The organism is Alphaproteobacteria bacterium (assembly GCA_016722515.1).
In the GTDB taxonomy this organism is placed as follows: domain Bacteria; phylum Pseudomonadota; class Alphaproteobacteria; order Rickettsiales; family JADKJE01; genus JADKJE01.
On the sequence record JADKJE010000003.1, the window covers coordinates 118,549 to 135,450 of the forward strand.

Consider the following 16,902-nt stretch of genomic DNA (forward strand, 5'->3'; position numbering starts at 1 on the left):
TATCATTAAATAGATATAGTAAATTAAAATTTTTAATTAATTATATTGTGGGTATTCATCTTTTGATAGTATAGTTCAAGTTTGAGGCGCAAACCTCTGACATTTTTCTAGGAAGGCCTCATTTGGAGTTATCCAATTGAGTTTTTTGCGTGGTGTTAGGTTATCGTTATCCATGGTTTCATTGAAATCCTCCTTGTTGTATGTGTGAATGTTCGTTTTTCTGGGTAAGTCTCTTCGCAGTCTTCCATTGGTATTCTCGACGCCGCCCTTTTGCCATGATGCATATGGGGCGCAGAAGAAGGTTTTGATGTCCAGTGCTTTACCCCATAACTGGTGACGGGTAAATTCACCACCATTATCCAAAGTCAACGGCTTGCGTGCTTTTTGAGGTATTTTGGTTAGCAGGTTAAGGATTGCGTTTGCAACGTCATCGGCCTTTTTACTGGGCAATTGCTTGCTGAGGGTAAACATGGTCTGTCTTTCCCTGAGAACCAGAATAGGTTGAGAGCCCTTACAGAAGCTCATCAAATCGCCTTCCCAGTGACCAAATGTTGTCCGCTTATCAATGTGCTTGGGCCGTTGATGGATAGAGACTCTGTTTGGTATACGTGAAGCACCAGCCCCTTTAGATTTCCTTAGTCCCGCTTTGCTTTATGCCGTGGCAGGAACTTCCAGATTTTTTCTTTTCGTCTGGAACCCCGATAAATCCAGTGGTAGATGGTTTCATGACAAATGGATTTTAGCTCGGTTTGACCATGCTTCAGCTGAGATATCTTTACTCTTTCATCATAACTTAAATGGTTATATCTTTTCATACGCAACATCTTTTTGATTATCTGTTTTGACAACAAACATCATAAGGTGTTGCACTTCATTTTAGAACAGGCCAGGTCCTGTTGGTTTATGGTTGCCCGCAGAATAACGTCTTTCCTGTACTGAGTTTACATTGTCATTGGATGCATTAACTGGTCCATTGTTGTTTGGGTTTATATTCTCAACTACATTAGAGGTTTCTTGCTGATAGTTTTGAAGCCATTTTTTTAGGTTTGGACATTCATACTTCCCAGCCATATTGATTATTCCCTCTGTAATTGGTACGCCCTTTTTTACGAATGCTTTTGCTACGCTAGTATTTCTGTGCTTAATTGCGATATCAATCAAATTATAGCCATCCTGATCTTTTTGATTGATATCTGCTCCTTTTTTAATGAGTTGTTTTATAAGGTTTACATTCTGTTTGTTGTTTTGCTTAAATTGGCATGCATTCAGGACTACATCATATAAAGTCTTATTTAGTAAAGATGGTTTGTTTTCGATTTTACTTATAAGTTTTTTAGTTGATTTGAAATTGAAAGTTTTAATCGCGTTCTCCAACAATGAAGGCAAATCCTCTTCTTTCTCTTCAATAATCTCTTCTATAATGTCGACATGACCATTCATATCAGAACTTGAAATATTACAAGAAACCCTTTCTGTGGTTGGTCGTGGCATGACGGATGTGGGTTCTGATGTTTCTCTATCCCCAGTTTTTTTAGCGCTTTTTACAGCCGGCGTTTGAGGCATAATTTGTTCTAGTAATTCTTTATTTTCCTCTAAACATTCCACTCCCCAATTATGCAAAATCTTTATATTGTCTTCGACATTTTCTGCATAGTGAACTATTTCTCCGTTGGAACTGAATATTTTATTATCTTTATAAAAGGATTTCTCTCTTAAACCATTATAAGTAGACGTTTCACGGGGTAGATCATGTAATATTCGATACATATCCATTCCGTAAGCCATCATCACTTTTAAGTCAACATTTAATTTATCCTTCTCAATTATAGATAAAATGTTCTCAAACTGGCTGCTTTTTAGAAAAATATAAGGATAAGGACTATTAGTATTATATTTAGTGATGGTACTATCTTTATTGATAAGATCTAATGAAATTTGATTTAAAAATGATAGACCGCATTTATCTATTATCGATTCCAGCAATAAATAATTGTCCGTAGATACACAATTACGTGCATATTTAATGTATTCTTTGTCTGAAATTGCTTCATTAAATTCACTTTTATAATATTTTAAAATAAATATAATTATACCAGAACCAACTGTTCTTTTCTCAAATTCACTAAAACTGGTATAGTTCTCATCAAGAAAATTCAACATGACTTCCATCGTTACCTTTTTTAGATCAATATCTAATGTATTGATTTTCTTAAGCTGATGCTTATCATTCATATATGTTTGAGCTGCATTCTCTAAAACTTGAACAGCTAAATCATAATTATCGTTCTTCATACATTCGCAGATTCTGTTGGCTGCAAGTTCTATGGTTGTAGAAGATATATCATTGATTATGTGAGGCAATATATCAAATCTTTTGCATTCAAGTGCAATGGAAAAGATAATATCCATGGGAAATGGCCATTCATTAATGATTTTTATAACGTCAACGGTCTCTTTAATGTTATTAAAAATAGCATTAAATAACCTTTCAGTTTCAGTTTTATTGAAAGAAAATTTATTTAGTTGGTCCGTTTGAATTTTGAGTGGGTTCTCAGAGGGGAGTACATTGGCATCCAATTTATCTATTTCAGACAAGAATGACATAAATGGATCTTCTGAATCAGGAAATCTCGACTTGATATGTTTTATCAAATCAATCTTATAATGGGCTAATTTATTGGACTTTGGTCTATTCAATTTCTCATGTTCATTCAACTGCAAAACAATATTTAATGCATTACAGGCATCGTCTTTCTGCTTTAGGAGCACTGGGTGATCAAAAACATCATCAACCAAATTACCCACACTTTCTTCCAAAGAGCCTATTTCATAGCATCTAGCAATATATTCGTGACTAAAAATAGAGCAAATAATATCTGTATTACCATGGCTAATTGAAGCATTAAGCAAAGCATATAATTGCTTATTATCCATCTTTTTCATCAAGTCAGGTTTTTTGCTTATTAGTGTAAAATTCCCTTGAGTTGCGTCTGCTAATATTTTATCTATTTTTATATTTGTTCTTTTTTTTAGGATTTTTGAAAACATAATTCATTCCAGTTCTATTTAGATTCATTCATTTTATCCAGTCTAATTTTAATAATATGATGTTAGGATAAAAAAGTAAATATCATTATATAAATAAAATCATTGTTTTTTATTTTCTGAGTCACTTGCAAAAGTCCACGACTTTCTGTCGTGTCGAGCCTGTGACATTGAAAATTTCTTCAGATTGCCCAATCGTAGAGTCTTTATGGTTAATTTGATTGATGATGCAGAAGTGATTTTGTAAAGAGGAAAATTTATCACCCCACTGTAAGTGGCAATGGCATTAAGTTGATACCATTACCCCCATACTTGGTTTGTTATCTCCTAAAAACCTAAAATGTGAGCCATAGGCGAGCTTCTCAAGGTTTTCTAGGGGAGCATTTTCAACTCCATTATTAGCCAGTCTCGACTCTTCTTTGGTAAGATCCTTTGTTTTCTTACTAAAATTCTTACCGCCTGTGACCCCACGTAATGCGCCGATATCACAATTACTTCCAAGGGCCGTCATAACCACAGCCAAGCGCAGCATGGGCTAATAATTGGGTGGCTTTTGATATATCATCCGCCTTATAAGTATCGCTTATTTCGTTGGCAGCGACAGCACCGATAGACATAACTATCGCACCAATAGCAGCTTTATCATAACCAGCAAATAGACTATCGCCATTAATGGTATTCGTATCCCTAAAACCGAACTACGATATCAAAGAACGCTCAACCAATAAGGTTCATTTAGCCAAGGAATGGTAAGAGCCTCCCTCTAAGCTTCTGCCAAAATGATAAGAGCTCCTTCGACATTATTGCGCATGAATTAAGGGCGTTTGCCATCTCCACCGAATGGTCCGGATAATCGTGGGCTACAGAATTCCTAGTCTCCCTAATATTTTTCCACCACTCCACACTCTCAATCACATATAGTTTTTCTAATTTATTCAGCCTATCAATCATGGATAAGCCTTTGATATCTTCTTGCATCAGCTCTAATAATGCGGGAAATATTTTTTCGCCAATCGTAGTTGATAATTTCTCGAATCGGTTCGTCATAATTTCTATATAATTGACTTCATTTAGAGTCGCAGATTCGATCGTGTTTTCGTTAAAAGGAATAAGATGCTGAATTTGCTCAAGTGCAAAAGATAAGCGTTTAGCATGCTTATCACATATATCAACATGTGATTTTATAATGTCTGATTTATTCATATAACACTATTCCCGTTTTTAATGCTTCATCATAAATAGGTAAGTTGCGCCCTGGTGACTGGATGACAACATCAATTTTCTGATCGCCGATGCGTATTTTTAAGTCAACCGTGAATCGAATTTTGTTTTGAAATGTAATGTCATAATCAGTTTCGTGTGTTTGAATAAATAAATCAATATCACCACCGCGCTTGCTATCATCCACACGTGAACCAAATAAATATAATTTATCCCCAGGAGCAAAATGCTCACGGAAGGCCTCACAAATTGCCTTGATTTCTTTTTCTGTTAAACGCATAGCTTGTTATTATAGACTATTAGGATTCAGATTCAAGGCCACCACAATAAAATCTAGAATTCTTAAAATGGTGGTGTCATCATCTTGAGAGCTTTCTACTTAGTCACCTCTAAAAAACCACCTAACCCGTTGAATTATAATTTAGATAATTGAAAACCTGTGGTATGGAATCGCCAGAAAGTTGTGTTTTGGCATGGAAAGGTGGTTAAAATGTTGCAGTCAAATCCGGTATTGAGTGGTCAAGAAGATTTATTTCGCAGCCGCTTAGACACTATGATATTTCTGAGTCACCGTTTAGTACGTTTGTGTGGTTTGGTTGATTGGTCTGGGCTTGAGTCGTTTTACCGTCAGTATTATTGTGCTGATAATGGTCGCCCTGGTTATTCGATACGCCTAATGTGCGGTTTATTTTTATTGCGTGAGATTGAGGGTGTTTCTGACGAGACGGTTTGTGAGCGTTGGGAAGAAAATCCGTATTGGCAAGGGCAATGCCCACAAGAAATATGAGTGGGTCATCGCAACTTCCTGAAGGGAATAATGGGTGATAAAATGAATGCGATGGCCATGGCAGTTGGCTTTAACCTCAGAAAGATACTCAAGGTTATTTTATGGCTCATTTTTACCCTGCAATGGTGGATGAAAATAAAACCTCAGGAGCGGGCATATTGCTAAATTAAAACAAAAAATGGGTTTTTTAGGCGAGACTAGTTAGAATGTTTTTAAGTAAATTTCTTATCTATTAAGTATTTAACAAAAATTTCATATAATTAAAATGTACAATATGGCTGTTTTACTATAAAATGCTGTTGTGTAGATAATGGTAATTAGCATGAAAAATGAAACAACAATAGTTGAACGAACCACAAATGAATCCAGTGAAATAAATTCTGTTTATATTAAATGGTTAAAAGCGCAGCAAATAAATCACTTAGGGCGCAGGGATGCTGACTTAGCCTTAGAACATGACCAATTGGCTGTTCTTTATAAGAGCATAAAGGACGATTATCAATTACAGCATTGTTATTTCTTAGGTGGTACGGAAGATTTAAGATGTTTATTAGCCGGAATTAAAGCGGATTTAGAGAACGAAGATGGCGAATGCTTTATTACGATTAGACCGTACATCCATTCTATTCCTCTCTACCTTCGTATGGTTGAAGGAAAGATGCACGCTTTTATCATCGATCCCCAGGCCTGGGGAAAGGATTATGCTCCTAATATTAATATCGCACTTGCGATACACGAAGCATTTCCCGATAGCGTGATTCATAGCTCTTCATCTGTATTGCAACAAAAAGGGGATAATCGAAATTGTTCAATGGTGGGATATCACGTTATTTCATTCTTAGCACAGAACAATAATGGCAAAATGCTGGCTGAAACCTTAGCAAAAATCAATCAAACAGTGGAGAGCTGGAATGGTGTATCTATTTTAGTCAAGGATATGAAATCCCAATTGAGTTCTAGCGATCAACCATGCTTCTTGACCAATACCGAAGCAACAACTAAAGCACGCCAAGAATTGCGTGATAAGACATTACCCGAGATTATTCATGAATATCAGTTGGTTGATAGCGGTAACCAAGAAATCAATGCCGATAAAGTACGGATTATTGTCGATGAAATGTCCGGCAAATATGCCGCTAGGCGCCGTAACAATCCATCATTCAACGTTACAGTTCATACTTTAGAAAGTGAAACGGTTATATCTTATATTCCAGCACGTTATACGGTATGGGAACATACGAATTTTCCTCGTTACTTGCAAACCGGGATATTTCCTCAAGATGTTAAACAGGAAACCACCGCTCTATTGCTTAATGGATTTTCGTTTACATCCAATCATAAAGCATTTTCTTTTAAAGCACATTTAGAAGAAACAGGTGAAGTTCGCTATGCTGTAAACGGAGCAACGATTGAAGATATCAAGGTTGGTATTACGTTATATAAGAAATCACCCGAATTTAGCGTGCTCAATACGGCTCGTCATAATCTTCGCCAAAATGTGGCATTAGATAGTTTTCTTGGTGATTTAGAGTTTGCGCTTGAATTGGAAAAAATAAAAACAAACGAGATTGGTGGGTTTTTTATTACGGATATCATGCAGGCCCTTCAGGTTTCCTGCGAAGGAAATAAAGATGTGCATGTCCTCGTAGGTCATGAAATAGATCAAGAAAATAAATTGGAAACAAATCTTATTTCAGCGATTGAAAGTTATAAGGATAAATCCTTATTTGTTTTCCCTTATGCCATTAATGAAAATCATAATATTGGTGTGGTGGTAGACGTAAAGAACTCCGAAATCCGAATTTATGACCATCAGGAATCAACTACAAAGGAAAGTTTAGAAGACAGCACGTTGCAAAAAATCGCATCGGATAGAAACTATACGATAGTGAATAGTTTTAACCAAAGTCCCTTTCCAGCTCAAAAAGATGCTTGGGAATGCGGCGTATTAGCTGTCATGAGCATCGAAGCGGATATTGCGCAACAGCCATGGCAGGAAAAAAGGCAGCCTCATTTCGACATAGAGACGGCTCGGATTCTGCGTCATGCACGTTCCCTAACTCTTGAGCAGGAGCAGCAACAGGCATTGGAACACCTCGAGTTTATACAAGAAGAATTATTTCCCGACTGGCATTCTGAGCCATGGGTACAAGAGAAATTGAAAGCGCTTACGCCTGAAGCCTTGTATGATATACGAATTGAGCGCTATATAACGTCTCTCCATCTTCTTTCAAGTATAAAATATGATAATCGCAATAAAATAATGGGTGTCATCCAGTATTGTGGTGAAGAAAATATAGTGGATGCAAAAAGAAATATTCAATATAATTTAAGTAAATTTCATTTATTACCAGGAAATGATTGGGAAGAGAAAAAAGCGCAACTTAATGATTTAATTGTTGGTCATTATTTTGAAATGAAATATAGTATGCCGTATGAGGTTACACAGAAGAAAGAGAAGGAAAGAGAAGACTTTATTGCTTTAAAGAGGCAATTAATAATTAAAAAAATCGGTGAGTTTAGTGCATTGGTTCCATGGTTGTTTAAAGACCTTTCTTTTGAAGCACAAGAAATGATTGTTAACAATCATTTAGTGTTTTTGAATAATTATAAAGAAGATAAAGGCTCTTTGGAAAAAAGAGTGGGTAATTTGGTTGATAATGTTTTTGATCACCAAGTGCTCCTAAAGCAGAAAGAGGCCGCCTGTAAGGCATTAAATATTGTTTTTAAGTTAAATGAACATAACAAATTGAATATACCAGAGCCTAATGAAATTGACTCTTATAAGGTTAATTTGATAAAACTTATCGAGTTGACATTTAAAGATCCAAAAGATCCAAAAGATCCAAAAGATCCATTTGAGTCATTCTTATCTGGAATAGATAAATTGAATGCCAATGAACTATCCTCTGATAACCCACTCAAAATTCAAATGAGCCAAAATAAAAATATAAAATGGGGTAAATATTTTTTATCTGGATTATTGCCTACAGGTGATATGGTAACCATTAACCAGATGGTCAATCATGGGAGTCATATTTTAGATTCTAACGACTATAACCAAATACTAGATTTCGCTATAAAACGCAGTAATGAAACGTTGGTTTCCGATTGTATGATTAAAGGTCGTGATATAATAATGAGTAGTGACTTCAGCAAAGCGTTGAGCTTTGCTGTAAGTAACAATAATGAAACTTTGGTTTCTGTTATTCTAAGCGTGGGGCGTAGAGAATTTATATACAGTGACTATAGCCAAGAGCTTAAAGTGGCTATCGAAAACGACAATGAAAGTATCGTTCGTTTGTTAATTAACGATTGCAGTACACAATTTAATGGCCAAGAAGTTAAAAGTAGAGCGCTGGAGATTGCCGTAAATAACAGCAATGAAAAGATAATTCGTATTATTCTCGATAAGGACAACAACATTAGAAATGAGTCTTATGGCTCGGCTTTGATAGTTGCCGCAAACCAAAATAACGAAGCGATCACAGAATTGCTTATAAATGATAGTCGTAATGCATTAATTGCCCCCGATATCCATGCTCAGATGCTTAAAATTGCAGTGGATAACAACAATGAAACGATTGCACGAATGATTATGAGTAATCCTTGTGCAAAATTGATGAACGCCCATAGTTATACTTTAGCACTGGATTCTGCCTCACGTGCAAGCTCTAGCGCTTTCCTACAGATAATCATCGATCATGTAGTTGATACGAGGATCTTTGGTGAAGCGTTAATAAGCACTGTAAAGAATTCCGATGAATCGATGATTCGACTCATTCTTAAGGAGAAGGAAAAGGAAATCCCAGAAGAATACTACCGGGAAGCATTCAAAGGTGCTGTCATGCGAAACAGCGTTCCTATCGTACAGTTGATCATAGAAAATGAAAACACTAAACTCAATGCCGATAGTTATATTGAAGCACTGGGAATAACCGCTTGGCGTAATAATATCGAAACAGCTCAATTTATATTAGAAAAAAGCGACAAACAACTAGTAGGTAATGATTATTACCGGGCGCTTGAAAGAGTTGTAAGTTATTATAATAAACCGATTGCTAAGCTCATTTTCGAAAAAGTAAAAGAGCAACTAACGGGTGAACAGTGTTTTGATCTTATAAAATCAATGGTTACTTGTGGGTGGGAAGATATGGCCTATTCTATTCTCGTAGATCAGAGTAAAAAACTGACCAACCATTTCTCTGAAATATTGGTAGACAGCGCATTGAGGGGCCAGAAAGAATTCGTTCAATACATCATGAATAATGGAAGTGTATTAAATGATCAATGTGTGGGGCAAGCATTACTAGGAGCTGTCAAAGGAAGCTATTGTGATATTGCTCAAATACTTCTAACACAGGACAATGGCAAATTAAAAAGTGAAGATTATAGTAAGGTGCTTACACCTGCGATCAACCGAAATCAAAAGGATATCGTTGAACAGATCCTAGCACAGGGCAATGGCAAATTAAAAAGTGAAGATTATAGTAAGGCGCTTAAGTCAGCGATGAAACGAAATCATAAGGATATCTTCGAACTGATCCTAACACAGGGCAATGGCAAGTTAGAACAGGACGATTACGGTCAGGCGCTGCTTATGGCTATCAACAATAATCGGGACGATATCACTCAATTACTCATTACGGATTATAACGAAAAAATACCCGGCAGTGACTTCGCTAAAGCACTAGAAGGCGCGATTAATAAAAATACACCAGATATTGTTAAGTCGATCCTAATTAAAGGTAAAGATAACATGCAAAGCATGCATTATAGCAATGCACTAGAAACGGCCTTGCGAGATAATCAGAATGATATTGCAATTCTCATTGTAAAAGAAGCTGGTGTAAACATATCTGGCGAGGACTACTTTAACACACTCTTGAATATGATAAATGAAACACATGTACCGGCGGTTCAATTCATGTTAGCGCATGATAATGGCAAATTAACGAATGATCACCACATTCAAGTACAGGAAGAGGCAGAAGGTGCTGGGGATAACACTATCAGTTATTTGATTAATGAGCATATTACAGAACAGGCAACACAATCGAGTCATCATGAAAATAATAAACAATTTAGCGCAACCATACCTCAACAGAACGCGAATTTTCAATCAAGGGAAGTGGAAAGATTTTATGATGGGTATAGCAGGTTAGGCTTTTAAAATTTCTATGTCTGTGGCTCTGTAGAGCCTAACTCAGGTGAAACATTCATTTTGATTTTATCCACTTCGTGTACCCTAAATCCGCGATGGTCAATAAAGACCGCAAGGCTCCGACCCCCTCCATGCAACATCAGAACAACAGGAAACATATAGTCAGAAGGCATATACCCTTTGGCACTGCCAGGAGAAGGTAAAAAACCATCTCATCGCTCCGAAAGATTCAGGCTGTGCCAGAATTCTCCTAACAAAGATAAACCAGCATGGCTGGTAATCAAATCGTCTGTGCTTTTTAGCTTGAAGGGTAGTGCTGTATTCGGTACCATCGCGCAGGGATCCTTTTCTTGTTTTTTCACCCAAAAAGTGAGCCATATATTGTGTATGGTGAAGGAAAAAATCACATGAAATTCAAAATAATAAAATACAATACGCCCGAATATGCCGAAGCAGTTGAACTGCGCGAAGAAATTCTCCGTAAACCCCTTGGTATTGGCTTTTCGGACGAAGAAATTGCTGCTGAAAAGGACTGGGTACACATTGCCGCTTACCAGGACGGCAAATTATGCGCTACAGCCGCACTCTTTCCTGAAAGCAGTAGATTAGCGAAAATATGCCGCGTGGCAGTTCTTGCCAAATTACAGGGACAGGGTGTCGGCACGGAAATCATGCGTTATGCGGAGAGCTATGCGGCAAAGCAGGGTTTTAAGGAAATCTACCTTCATGCACGGGATACTTCCATGCCGTTTTACCTTAAAAACCAATACCTCGATGAAGGCGATTGGTTCGATGAGGATACTGTACCGCATAAGAAACTTAGAAAAATATTAGGCTCTCCTGAAGGAGTCTGTGCTTCATCTGGTAAGCCTTATGCCTAACACCCATGTGTATGCTGCGACGTTGCACGACGAGGAAATTGCAAAAGGCTTTCGTGGTAGGCAAGCATGCTTTCTGCTCTATAATCTTACTAAAGACCGTTATGAAGTCACCTATGGCGGCGCGGTCTGTGATATGCAAATTTCACCCGCTTCTACCTTTAAAATCCCCAACAGTCTGATTGGCCTGGATTCAGGAATATTAAAGGATGAAAACACGCTGTATAAATGGGACGGGGGAAAACAAACCATCAAAGAGCATGAGCAGGATCATACTCTGGCCAGTGCTGTTAAATATTCTGTCGTCTGGTATTTTCAGCGCGTCGCAGAACAAGTAGGAGAAAACCGCTACCATCAGTACCTGAAAAAACTAGACTATGGAAACCAGGATATTTCTGGAGGGCTTACCACGTTCTGGCTTAGTAGTTCCTTGAAAATCAGCCCGAAGGAACAAATTACCTTTCTTGCAAAACTCTATCGCAACCAACTGCCAGTGTCTAAACATGCGTTAGATACCGTTAAAAAGATTCTTGTGCTCGAATCCTCTGATAATACTGTATTAAGCGGCAAAACAGGCTCTGCCAGTGTTGATGGTATCAATATTGGCTGGTATGTGGGGCATCTGACTAAAAATGGTGAAGAATATGTATTTGCAACCAATCTTCAAGCTCCAGGTACGGATTATAAGATTGATAATGTGTATTCAGGTCTGAGAACCAAAGAAATTACGTTGGAGATGCTTAAATTAAAATGAATACCAATCCCCCTATGGCTTCTCTTGTCGCCGCTGCTCAAATTTGGCCACTTCTACCGCGGCCCTAAGTTCAATATCAGCAATAATGGATTCGAGTTCGGGATCCTGAAAGGCGAGGTGTGTACGGTTTAGTAGAGCCTGGAGTTCTTTAATCTGGCCTAAGGTTAAATGGCCGTTGAGCAACGCCAATCTTACCGCCTCAAGTTTTTCGAGTAATTGTTGCCCATGATCTACCGCCTCACGTTTTGCGCCTCGTTCATCAGGAGCGATTTCCTGGAGGGCAAGCAGCGGGTTAATATAATGGGCAGGTGAAGCAGCAGAAGATTCTTCTGCGTCACTGGTCGACATCTGTGCAGATAATTCCTTACTGAAATCTCCCTTGCCAACGCCACCTCGGCGTTTTAAATCAGATGCTTTCGATGTTAAGGTTGAATGTTGTACACGCATAATCATAGCCCCCTTTGCAAGTCTAGACTATTTTGCCTACTTACAGGAAGCAATTTTTTCCATCTTAACTGCGAATGCACAGGTTATAATTATTAACTGGTTGATTTATAAGAGATATATTTTTTTGGCATGATTTTCGCTTGGACAATAACGATATTGTTAACGAGGATCAACTGTGAAACGTAAATGGCTTCAAACTTTAATAACGCTGAGTGTGTGCATGAGTACTGGTGCCGGTCTAGTGATGCCTGCACAGGCCAATGTAACCACTCGCATCAAAGACATTGTTAGTGTTGAGGGGATTCGTGAAAATATGCTAGTTGGCTATGGGATGGTCGTGGGTTTAAATGGTACAGGTGATAATCTAAAGAACTCCCTTTTCACCCAGAAGCAGCTGGAAGATTTCCTTACACGCTTGGGTGTGAATATTAAAGGGACCAATTCTCTCAAAACGAAAAACATTGCTGCCGTGACCGTAACGGCTAGCCTACCTGCATTTGCACGCCAAGGTGGGCATATTGATATCAAAGTCAGCACGATGGGCGATGCTAAAAGTTTGGAGGGAGGTACCCTGTTAGCGACGACGTTGCTTGGTGCTGATGGCAAGGTATATGCGGTAGCTCAAGGGTCGGTAACCATTGGCGGATTCGAAGTGCATGATACCTCAGGAACCAAAGTCAGTAAAGGGGTGCCTACCAATGGCTTTATCGCCAATGGTGCGATTGTTGAAAATGAAGTTGATTTTGATTTTAACAGCCTTAAATCAGTGAATTTGTCACTGCGTAATCCCGATGTTAAAACCTCAAAGCAAATTGCTGATGTGATTAATAAGGAGATGCAGCAAAGTGTTGCCTTCTCGCGTGATCCGGGTACGGTTAATGTCGCTTTACCAGAAAGTTATCAAGGTAAGATCATGTCACTTATGGATCGTATTGAAACCTTACCTATAACGCCAGATCAAGTGGCGCGCATTGTGGTGGACGAGGCTTCGGGAACCATTGTGATGGGTGAAGATGTAAAGATTGATACCGTAGCGGTCGCCCAGGGAAACCTGATTATCAAAGTAGAAGATTTAGATTCCTATGATTATCTTGGCCCATTTCCTGAAAAACTGCGCAAACAACGTACGGTGACGGCAACAGAACCACACGGTACAGAAATGGCGCTGATGGATAGGGGGGCTACCTTAAAAGATTTAGTTAAAGGTTTAAATTCTCTTGGACTTGCTCCACGTGATTTAATTACCATCTTGCAAACCATTAAGGCTTCAGGTGCTCTGCAAGCCGATATCGAGGTACGTTAATATGAGTAGCTTTAACCTTGCCCCATCGTTGATGAAAACAACAGCCGCAAAACCTTTGCCCGATGGTGCGATTGATTCGTTAAAATCAAGAATATCCCATGGTAGTGGCACTCATAAGCATGAGAGAATTAAAAAAGCATCTCAGGATTTTGAAGCCACTTTTTTAGCTGAAATGTTAAATCACATGTTTGATGGCATTGATGTTGACCCAACATTTGGGGGAGGCAAGGGAGAAGAAACCTTCCGCTCCTTACTTGTAGACGAATATGGAAAAATTATTACTAAAGCCGGTGGTATCGGTGTTGCCGATGCCGTTGCCAAAGAATTTATAAAACATCAGGAGGTGATTCCCCATGAGCAAAGCACACAAGAAAGTCATTAAGAACACAGCGCAGAGCCAAGCGCAGTTACAGCAACAATCGATGGAGAAAATTTTTCCAGAAATGGTGATGAGTTTGCCTGAGTTATATCGTTCGATTATGGCACTTACGCAACTGCTCGAACAAGAAACAAAGGCGTTGATTGCCATGAAAATCTCGGAGGTCCGTGCATTACAGGCTAAAAAAGAAGCACTGGCAGATATCTTATTCAGATTCAATGATGTATTGCGTAGCAAACCTAATGTAATAGATGAATATCCTCGCCCTGAAAGATTGGCACTTCGGCAGTTAATAGCGCGCTTCCGTGAAGAATTGCATAAAAATCACAGGGAACTTACAAAACACCATTTGGTGCAGCAACGCGTGATGAGGCTGGTAGGTAAGGCGATGATTCAAAGCGATCCACTTACGTCTACTTACAGCCGTACTGGGAAGAAAAGTGATGCCGATAAAGGGAGTTGGTTTTCACAACTCGCGTTATCACTGGATGAGAATATTTAACGTCTATAAGGGAGAAAATATATGTCACTGGATGCCGCGTTAAATAGTGCACTGACTGGTTTAAGGGCGAGTCAATCGGCCTTGGCCCTGATTTCAAGCAACATCTCTAATGCCAACACGGACGGGTATACGAAAAGAATACTTAATCAATCGGTGCTGGCCGTTGATGGTACGGTAGCGGGTACGCAAATTGAAGGAGTTTCTCGTGTTGTTGATAGCTTCGTGCTAAGCGATATTCAGTCACAGAACACCGAAGTTGGCTATGCAAATGTTAGGAACGATTATTACCAATTGATACAAAATCAGTTTGGGCAACCCGATAGCCATGATTCTCTTACGGCACTGGTTGATGCCACTTTTTCTGCATTACAGCAATTCAGTAATGATGTTGAAATGCCGTCACTGCGTTCTGCGGCTGTGAATAATTTAAATCAACTGGCTGGAAAAATTTCAGGTACGGCATCAAGCCTTGAAACCTTCAGGTTTCGTGCTGACCAGGAAATTTCCAGTTCTATCAAGACGATTAATGATCAGATAGATAATCTCAATCAATTAAATAATCAAATCAGGGATAATAAAACCAAGCAGGCGCCAACAGACGCATTGGAAGAGCAACGAGATAATATCCTGTCTAAACTCAGTCAATATTTAAATATAGCCGTTACTAACAAAACCGATGGCAGAATTGTGGTCAATACTGGCAGTGGCGTACCTTTGCTGGATGATACGGTCTATCATTTAAAGTATGATCCTGCAACGTCGGTTAATACGTTTACTGAAAATAGTCCCTTATCGAGCCTTACCCTGGTACCGCTTGATGTCAATGGGAACGAGACGGGAGTTCCAACCGTTTTGGCAACCGGGGGGACTAGTGATCAAATAACGACGACTCTTAAATCGGGAAAACTGATGGCACTTCTTGATTTAAGGGACAATGAAATTCCTAAAATCTTAGATCAATTAGATTCGTTAGCGAGGCAATTAGCCGATGGTATGAATGCCATCCATAATGATGGAGTCGGATTTCCAGGAGCACAAAGTTTAACGGGTACCAGGTCACTTCTGGGTAATGAGGATCTTGAATTTTCTGGGTCAGTAAGGTTTGCTGTCTTAGATAAAAATGGTCAACCGGTTACTCGTCCGTATCCGGATTTACCTTATTATCCACCTCTTACCGTTAATCTGGCAGCACTGAATGGGGGCAGTCATAATGGTCAATTTAATACGGCGGATTTCATTAAAGAATTTAACAACCATTTTTCGGCGGCTCCGACACGTTTGGATATGGGTAATTTATTTAATGTACGATTGGCGGCAACTTCAGATGTTGCTACACCAAACGGCAGTTTTTCCTTTAATTTTGAATTGCAAAATTATTCAGGACAGGCTGCATCGTTTGAAATCCTTGGTATTACGGTATCAGGTGGGGGCACGGTCAATAGTGGGGCTCCTTCTTCATCGGCCTTTAATATTAATCCCGGTGAAGAAACAAGAACCGATGCCGCCCATAGTGTGTCGGTGACATTCGGTTCTGGAAGTGGACCATACACGATATCTGCTAATGTGAGGGTCAGTAATGGTAAGGGGGGATTTGATACCCAAACGATTCAATATACGGTTAATCAAGGTGGAAGTTTATTGAACCAGCGTTATTCGGCTTCAGCACTGGTGCCACCGAATACCGCTCAAATTATTCCTGGCAACAGTCAGCCGTATGCGAAGGCTATTTTTGTGAATGATCAAGGTCAGGAAATTGACCCTAACGGCTATGAACCTGGACATCTGAAAATAGTCAGTGGCAGTGATGAATTCACAATAGCAATAGATGAATTAGACAGCAAACAACTAGGGATAGTGAAAGATCCCGCCAAGCCAGGCACTGGGTTTGGTTTTTCCCATTATTTTGGACTGAATGATCTATTGCTGACCAATGGTGAAACTAAAAACAGTGCGTTAAGCCTGAGGCTAAGGGAGGATATCCTAGCGAACCCGCAATTATTATCGGCAGGCAAATTAACCCTTACTCAGCAATCTACCGACCCTACTCAAGATCCTGTTTATTCGTATGAAGTGGGCAGCGGTTCTAATGAGACTTCTAAAGAGCTATCTGTTTTGCAAGGAAATCTTGTTATCTTTGGTGAAACCAGTACGTTGCCGTCTGGAGCCCGAACATTTTCTGGTTATGTGTCTGAGATTATTTCTTATACGGCCAGTCATACGAGCCAGGCATCTACCTATCAACAACAGCAAAAATTGATTCAAGACGGGTTTACGCAAAAATTTGAAAGTACCAGTGGCGTAAATATTGATGAAGAGTTAGCCCATACGGTGTTTTTTCAAAATGCGTATTCGGCATCGGCAAAAATAGTTTCGGTTACGAGCAAATTGTTCGATGACCTGATGAATATGGTTTAGAAAGGGA

14 protein-coding genes are annotated in these 16,902 nt (G+C 39.0%); 8 read left to right on the plus strand and 6 right to left on the minus strand.

All coding sequences use genetic code 11. The features are described 5' to 3' along the window. Positions 1 to 75: 75 nt before the first annotated feature. The 5 genes from IPP74_09260 to IPP74_09280 all read right to left on the minus strand — a co-directional run bounded on the left by IPP74_09260 (position 76) and on the right by IPP74_09280 (position 4,546). Positions 76 to 606, minus strand: a complete 531-nt coding sequence (locus IPP74_09260) for an IS30 family transposase (protein ID MBL0319455.1) — start codon at positions 604 to 606, stop codon at positions 76 to 78. Between the two features lie 270 nt (positions 607 to 876). Beyond that, positions 877 to 3,048: a hypothetical protein gene (locus IPP74_09265; protein MBL0319456.1), complete on the minus strand. Its 2,172-nt coding sequence runs from the start codon at positions 3,046 to 3,048 to the stop codon at positions 877 to 879. A gap of 283 nt (positions 3,049 to 3,331) precedes the next feature. Beyond that, the gene (locus tag IPP74_09270; protein MBL0319457.1) at positions 3,332 to 3,556 is read right to left on the minus strand and encodes a hypothetical protein; all 225 of its coding nucleotides are present in this window, start codon (positions 3,554 to 3,556) and stop codon (positions 3,332 to 3,334) included. Positions 3,557 to 3,780: 224 nt separating this feature from the next. Further along, positions 3,781 to 4,248 (minus strand): hypothetical protein, encoded by a 468-nt coding sequence (locus tag IPP74_09275; GenBank protein ID MBL0319458.1) that lies wholly within the window; start codon positions 4,246 to 4,248, stop codon positions 3,781 to 3,783. Beyond that, positions 4,241 to 4,546 (minus strand): nucleotidyltransferase domain-containing protein, encoded by a 306-nt coding sequence (locus IPP74_09280; protein MBL0319459.1) that lies wholly within the window; start codon positions 4,544 to 4,546, stop codon positions 4,241 to 4,243. Before IPP74_09280 ends, IPP74_09275 begins: the two co-directional genes overlap by 8 nt. Before the next feature lie 210 nt (positions 4,547 to 4,756). On the opposite strand from IPP74_09280, the gene IPP74_09285 reads away from it, so the two are divergent. The 4 genes from IPP74_09285 to IPP74_09300 all read left to right on the plus strand — a co-directional run bounded on the left by IPP74_09285 (position 4,757) and on the right by IPP74_09300 (position 11,849). Continuing rightward, a complete protein-coding gene (locus tag IPP74_09285) occupies positions 4,757 to 5,053 on the plus strand; it encodes a transposase (protein ID MBL0319460.1) in 297 nt (98 codons plus the stop codon). A 322-nt stretch (positions 5,054 to 5,375) separates the two neighbouring features. After that, positions 5,376 to 10,226, plus strand: a complete 4,851-nt coding sequence (locus IPP74_09290; protein MBL0319461.1) for a hypothetical protein — start codon at positions 5,376 to 5,378, stop codon at positions 10,224 to 10,226. A gap of 398 nt (positions 10,227 to 10,624) precedes the next feature. Further along, positions 10,625 to 11,098 (plus strand): GNAT family N-acetyltransferase, encoded by a 474-nt coding sequence (locus tag IPP74_09295; protein MBL0319462.1) that lies wholly within the window; start codon positions 10,625 to 10,627, stop codon positions 11,096 to 11,098. Continuing rightward, complete coding sequence (locus IPP74_09300; protein ID MBL0319463.1) at positions 11,091 to 11,849, plus strand: class D beta-lactamase; 759 nt, start codon at positions 11,091 to 11,093, stop codon at positions 11,847 to 11,849. The genes IPP74_09295 and IPP74_09300 overlap by 8 nt, the downstream gene beginning before the upstream one ends. Positions 11,850 to 11,861: 12 nt before the next feature. On the opposite strand, the gene IPP74_09305 is transcribed toward IPP74_09300, so the two are convergent. Further along, positions 11,862 to 12,296: a flagellar assembly protein FliX gene (locus IPP74_09305; protein ID MBL0319464.1), complete on the minus strand. Its 435-nt coding sequence runs from the start codon at positions 12,294 to 12,296 to the stop codon at positions 11,862 to 11,864. Positions 12,297 to 12,516: 220 nt separating this feature from the next. On the opposite strand from IPP74_09305, the gene IPP74_09310 reads away from it, so the two are divergent. The 4 genes from IPP74_09310 to flgK are packed head-to-tail and all read left to right on the plus strand — an operon-like array spanning position 12,517 to position 16,895. Then, complete coding sequence (locus tag IPP74_09310) at positions 12,517 to 13,599, plus strand: flagellar basal body P-ring protein FlgI (GenBank protein ID MBL0319465.1); 1,083 nt, start codon at positions 12,517 to 12,519, stop codon at positions 13,597 to 13,599. A 1-nt stretch (position 13,600) separates the two neighbouring features. Then, positions 13,601 to 13,981, plus strand: coding sequence for a rod-binding protein (locus IPP74_09315; protein MBL0319466.1), 381 nt, complete (start codon positions 13,601 to 13,603; stop codon positions 13,979 to 13,981). Continuing rightward, positions 13,953 to 14,480, plus strand: coding sequence for a hypothetical protein (locus tag IPP74_09320; protein MBL0319467.1), 528 nt, complete (start codon positions 13,953 to 13,955; stop codon positions 14,478 to 14,480). Before IPP74_09315 ends, IPP74_09320 begins: the two co-directional genes overlap by 29 nt. Positions 14,481 to 14,501: 21 nt before the next feature. After that, the gene (gene flgK, locus IPP74_09325; GenBank protein ID MBL0319468.1) at positions 14,502 to 16,895 is read left to right on the plus strand and encodes a flagellar hook-associated protein FlgK; all 2,394 of its coding nucleotides are present in this window, start codon (positions 14,502 to 14,504) and stop codon (positions 16,893 to 16,895) included. The last annotated feature ends 7 nt before the right edge of the window (positions 16,896 to 16,902 follow it).

Coding starts and splice junctions, on each gene's coding strand:
- IPP74_09315 (MBL0319466.1), top strand. CDS start 13,601: ATGAGTAGCTTTAACCTTGCCCCATCGTTGATGAAAACAACAGCCGCA.
- IPP74_09300 (MBL0319463.1), top strand. CDS start 11,091: ATGCCTAACACCCATGTGTATGCTGCGACGTTGCACGACGAGGAAATT.
- IPP74_09275 (MBL0319458.1), bottom strand. CDS start 4,248: ATGAATAAATCAGACATTATAAAATCACATGTTGATATATGTGATAAG.
- IPP74_09310 (MBL0319465.1), top strand. CDS start 12,517: ATGAGTACTGGTGCCGGTCTAGTGATGCCTGCACAGGCCAATGTAACC.
- IPP74_09270 (MBL0319457.1), bottom strand. CDS start 3,556: ATGACGGCCCTTGGAAGTAATTGTGATATCGGCGCATTACGTGGGGTC.
- IPP74_09265 (MBL0319456.1), bottom strand. CDS start 3,048: ATGTTTTCAAAAATCCTAAAAAAAAGAACAAATATAAAAATAGATAAA.
- IPP74_09285 (MBL0319460.1), top strand. CDS start 4,757: ATGTTGCAGTCAAATCCGGTATTGAGTGGTCAAGAAGATTTATTTCGC.
- IPP74_09290 (MBL0319461.1), top strand. CDS start 5,376: ATGAAAAATGAAACAACAATAGTTGAACGAACCACAAATGAATCCAGT.
- IPP74_09295 (MBL0319462.1), top strand. CDS start 10,625: ATGAAATTCAAAATAATAAAATACAATACGCCCGAATATGCCGAAGCA.
- flgK (MBL0319468.1), top strand. CDS start 14,502: ATGTCACTGGATGCCGCGTTAAATAGTGCACTGACTGGTTTAAGGGCG.
- IPP74_09305 (MBL0319464.1), bottom strand. CDS start 12,296: ATGCGTGTACAACATTCAACCTTAACATCGAAAGCATCTGATTTAAAA.
- IPP74_09280 (MBL0319459.1), bottom strand. CDS start 4,546: ATGCGTTTAACAGAAAAAGAAATCAAGGCAATTTGTGAGGCCTTCCGT.
- IPP74_09320 (MBL0319467.1), top strand. CDS start 13,953: ATGAGCAAAGCACACAAGAAAGTCATTAAGAACACAGCGCAGAGCCAA.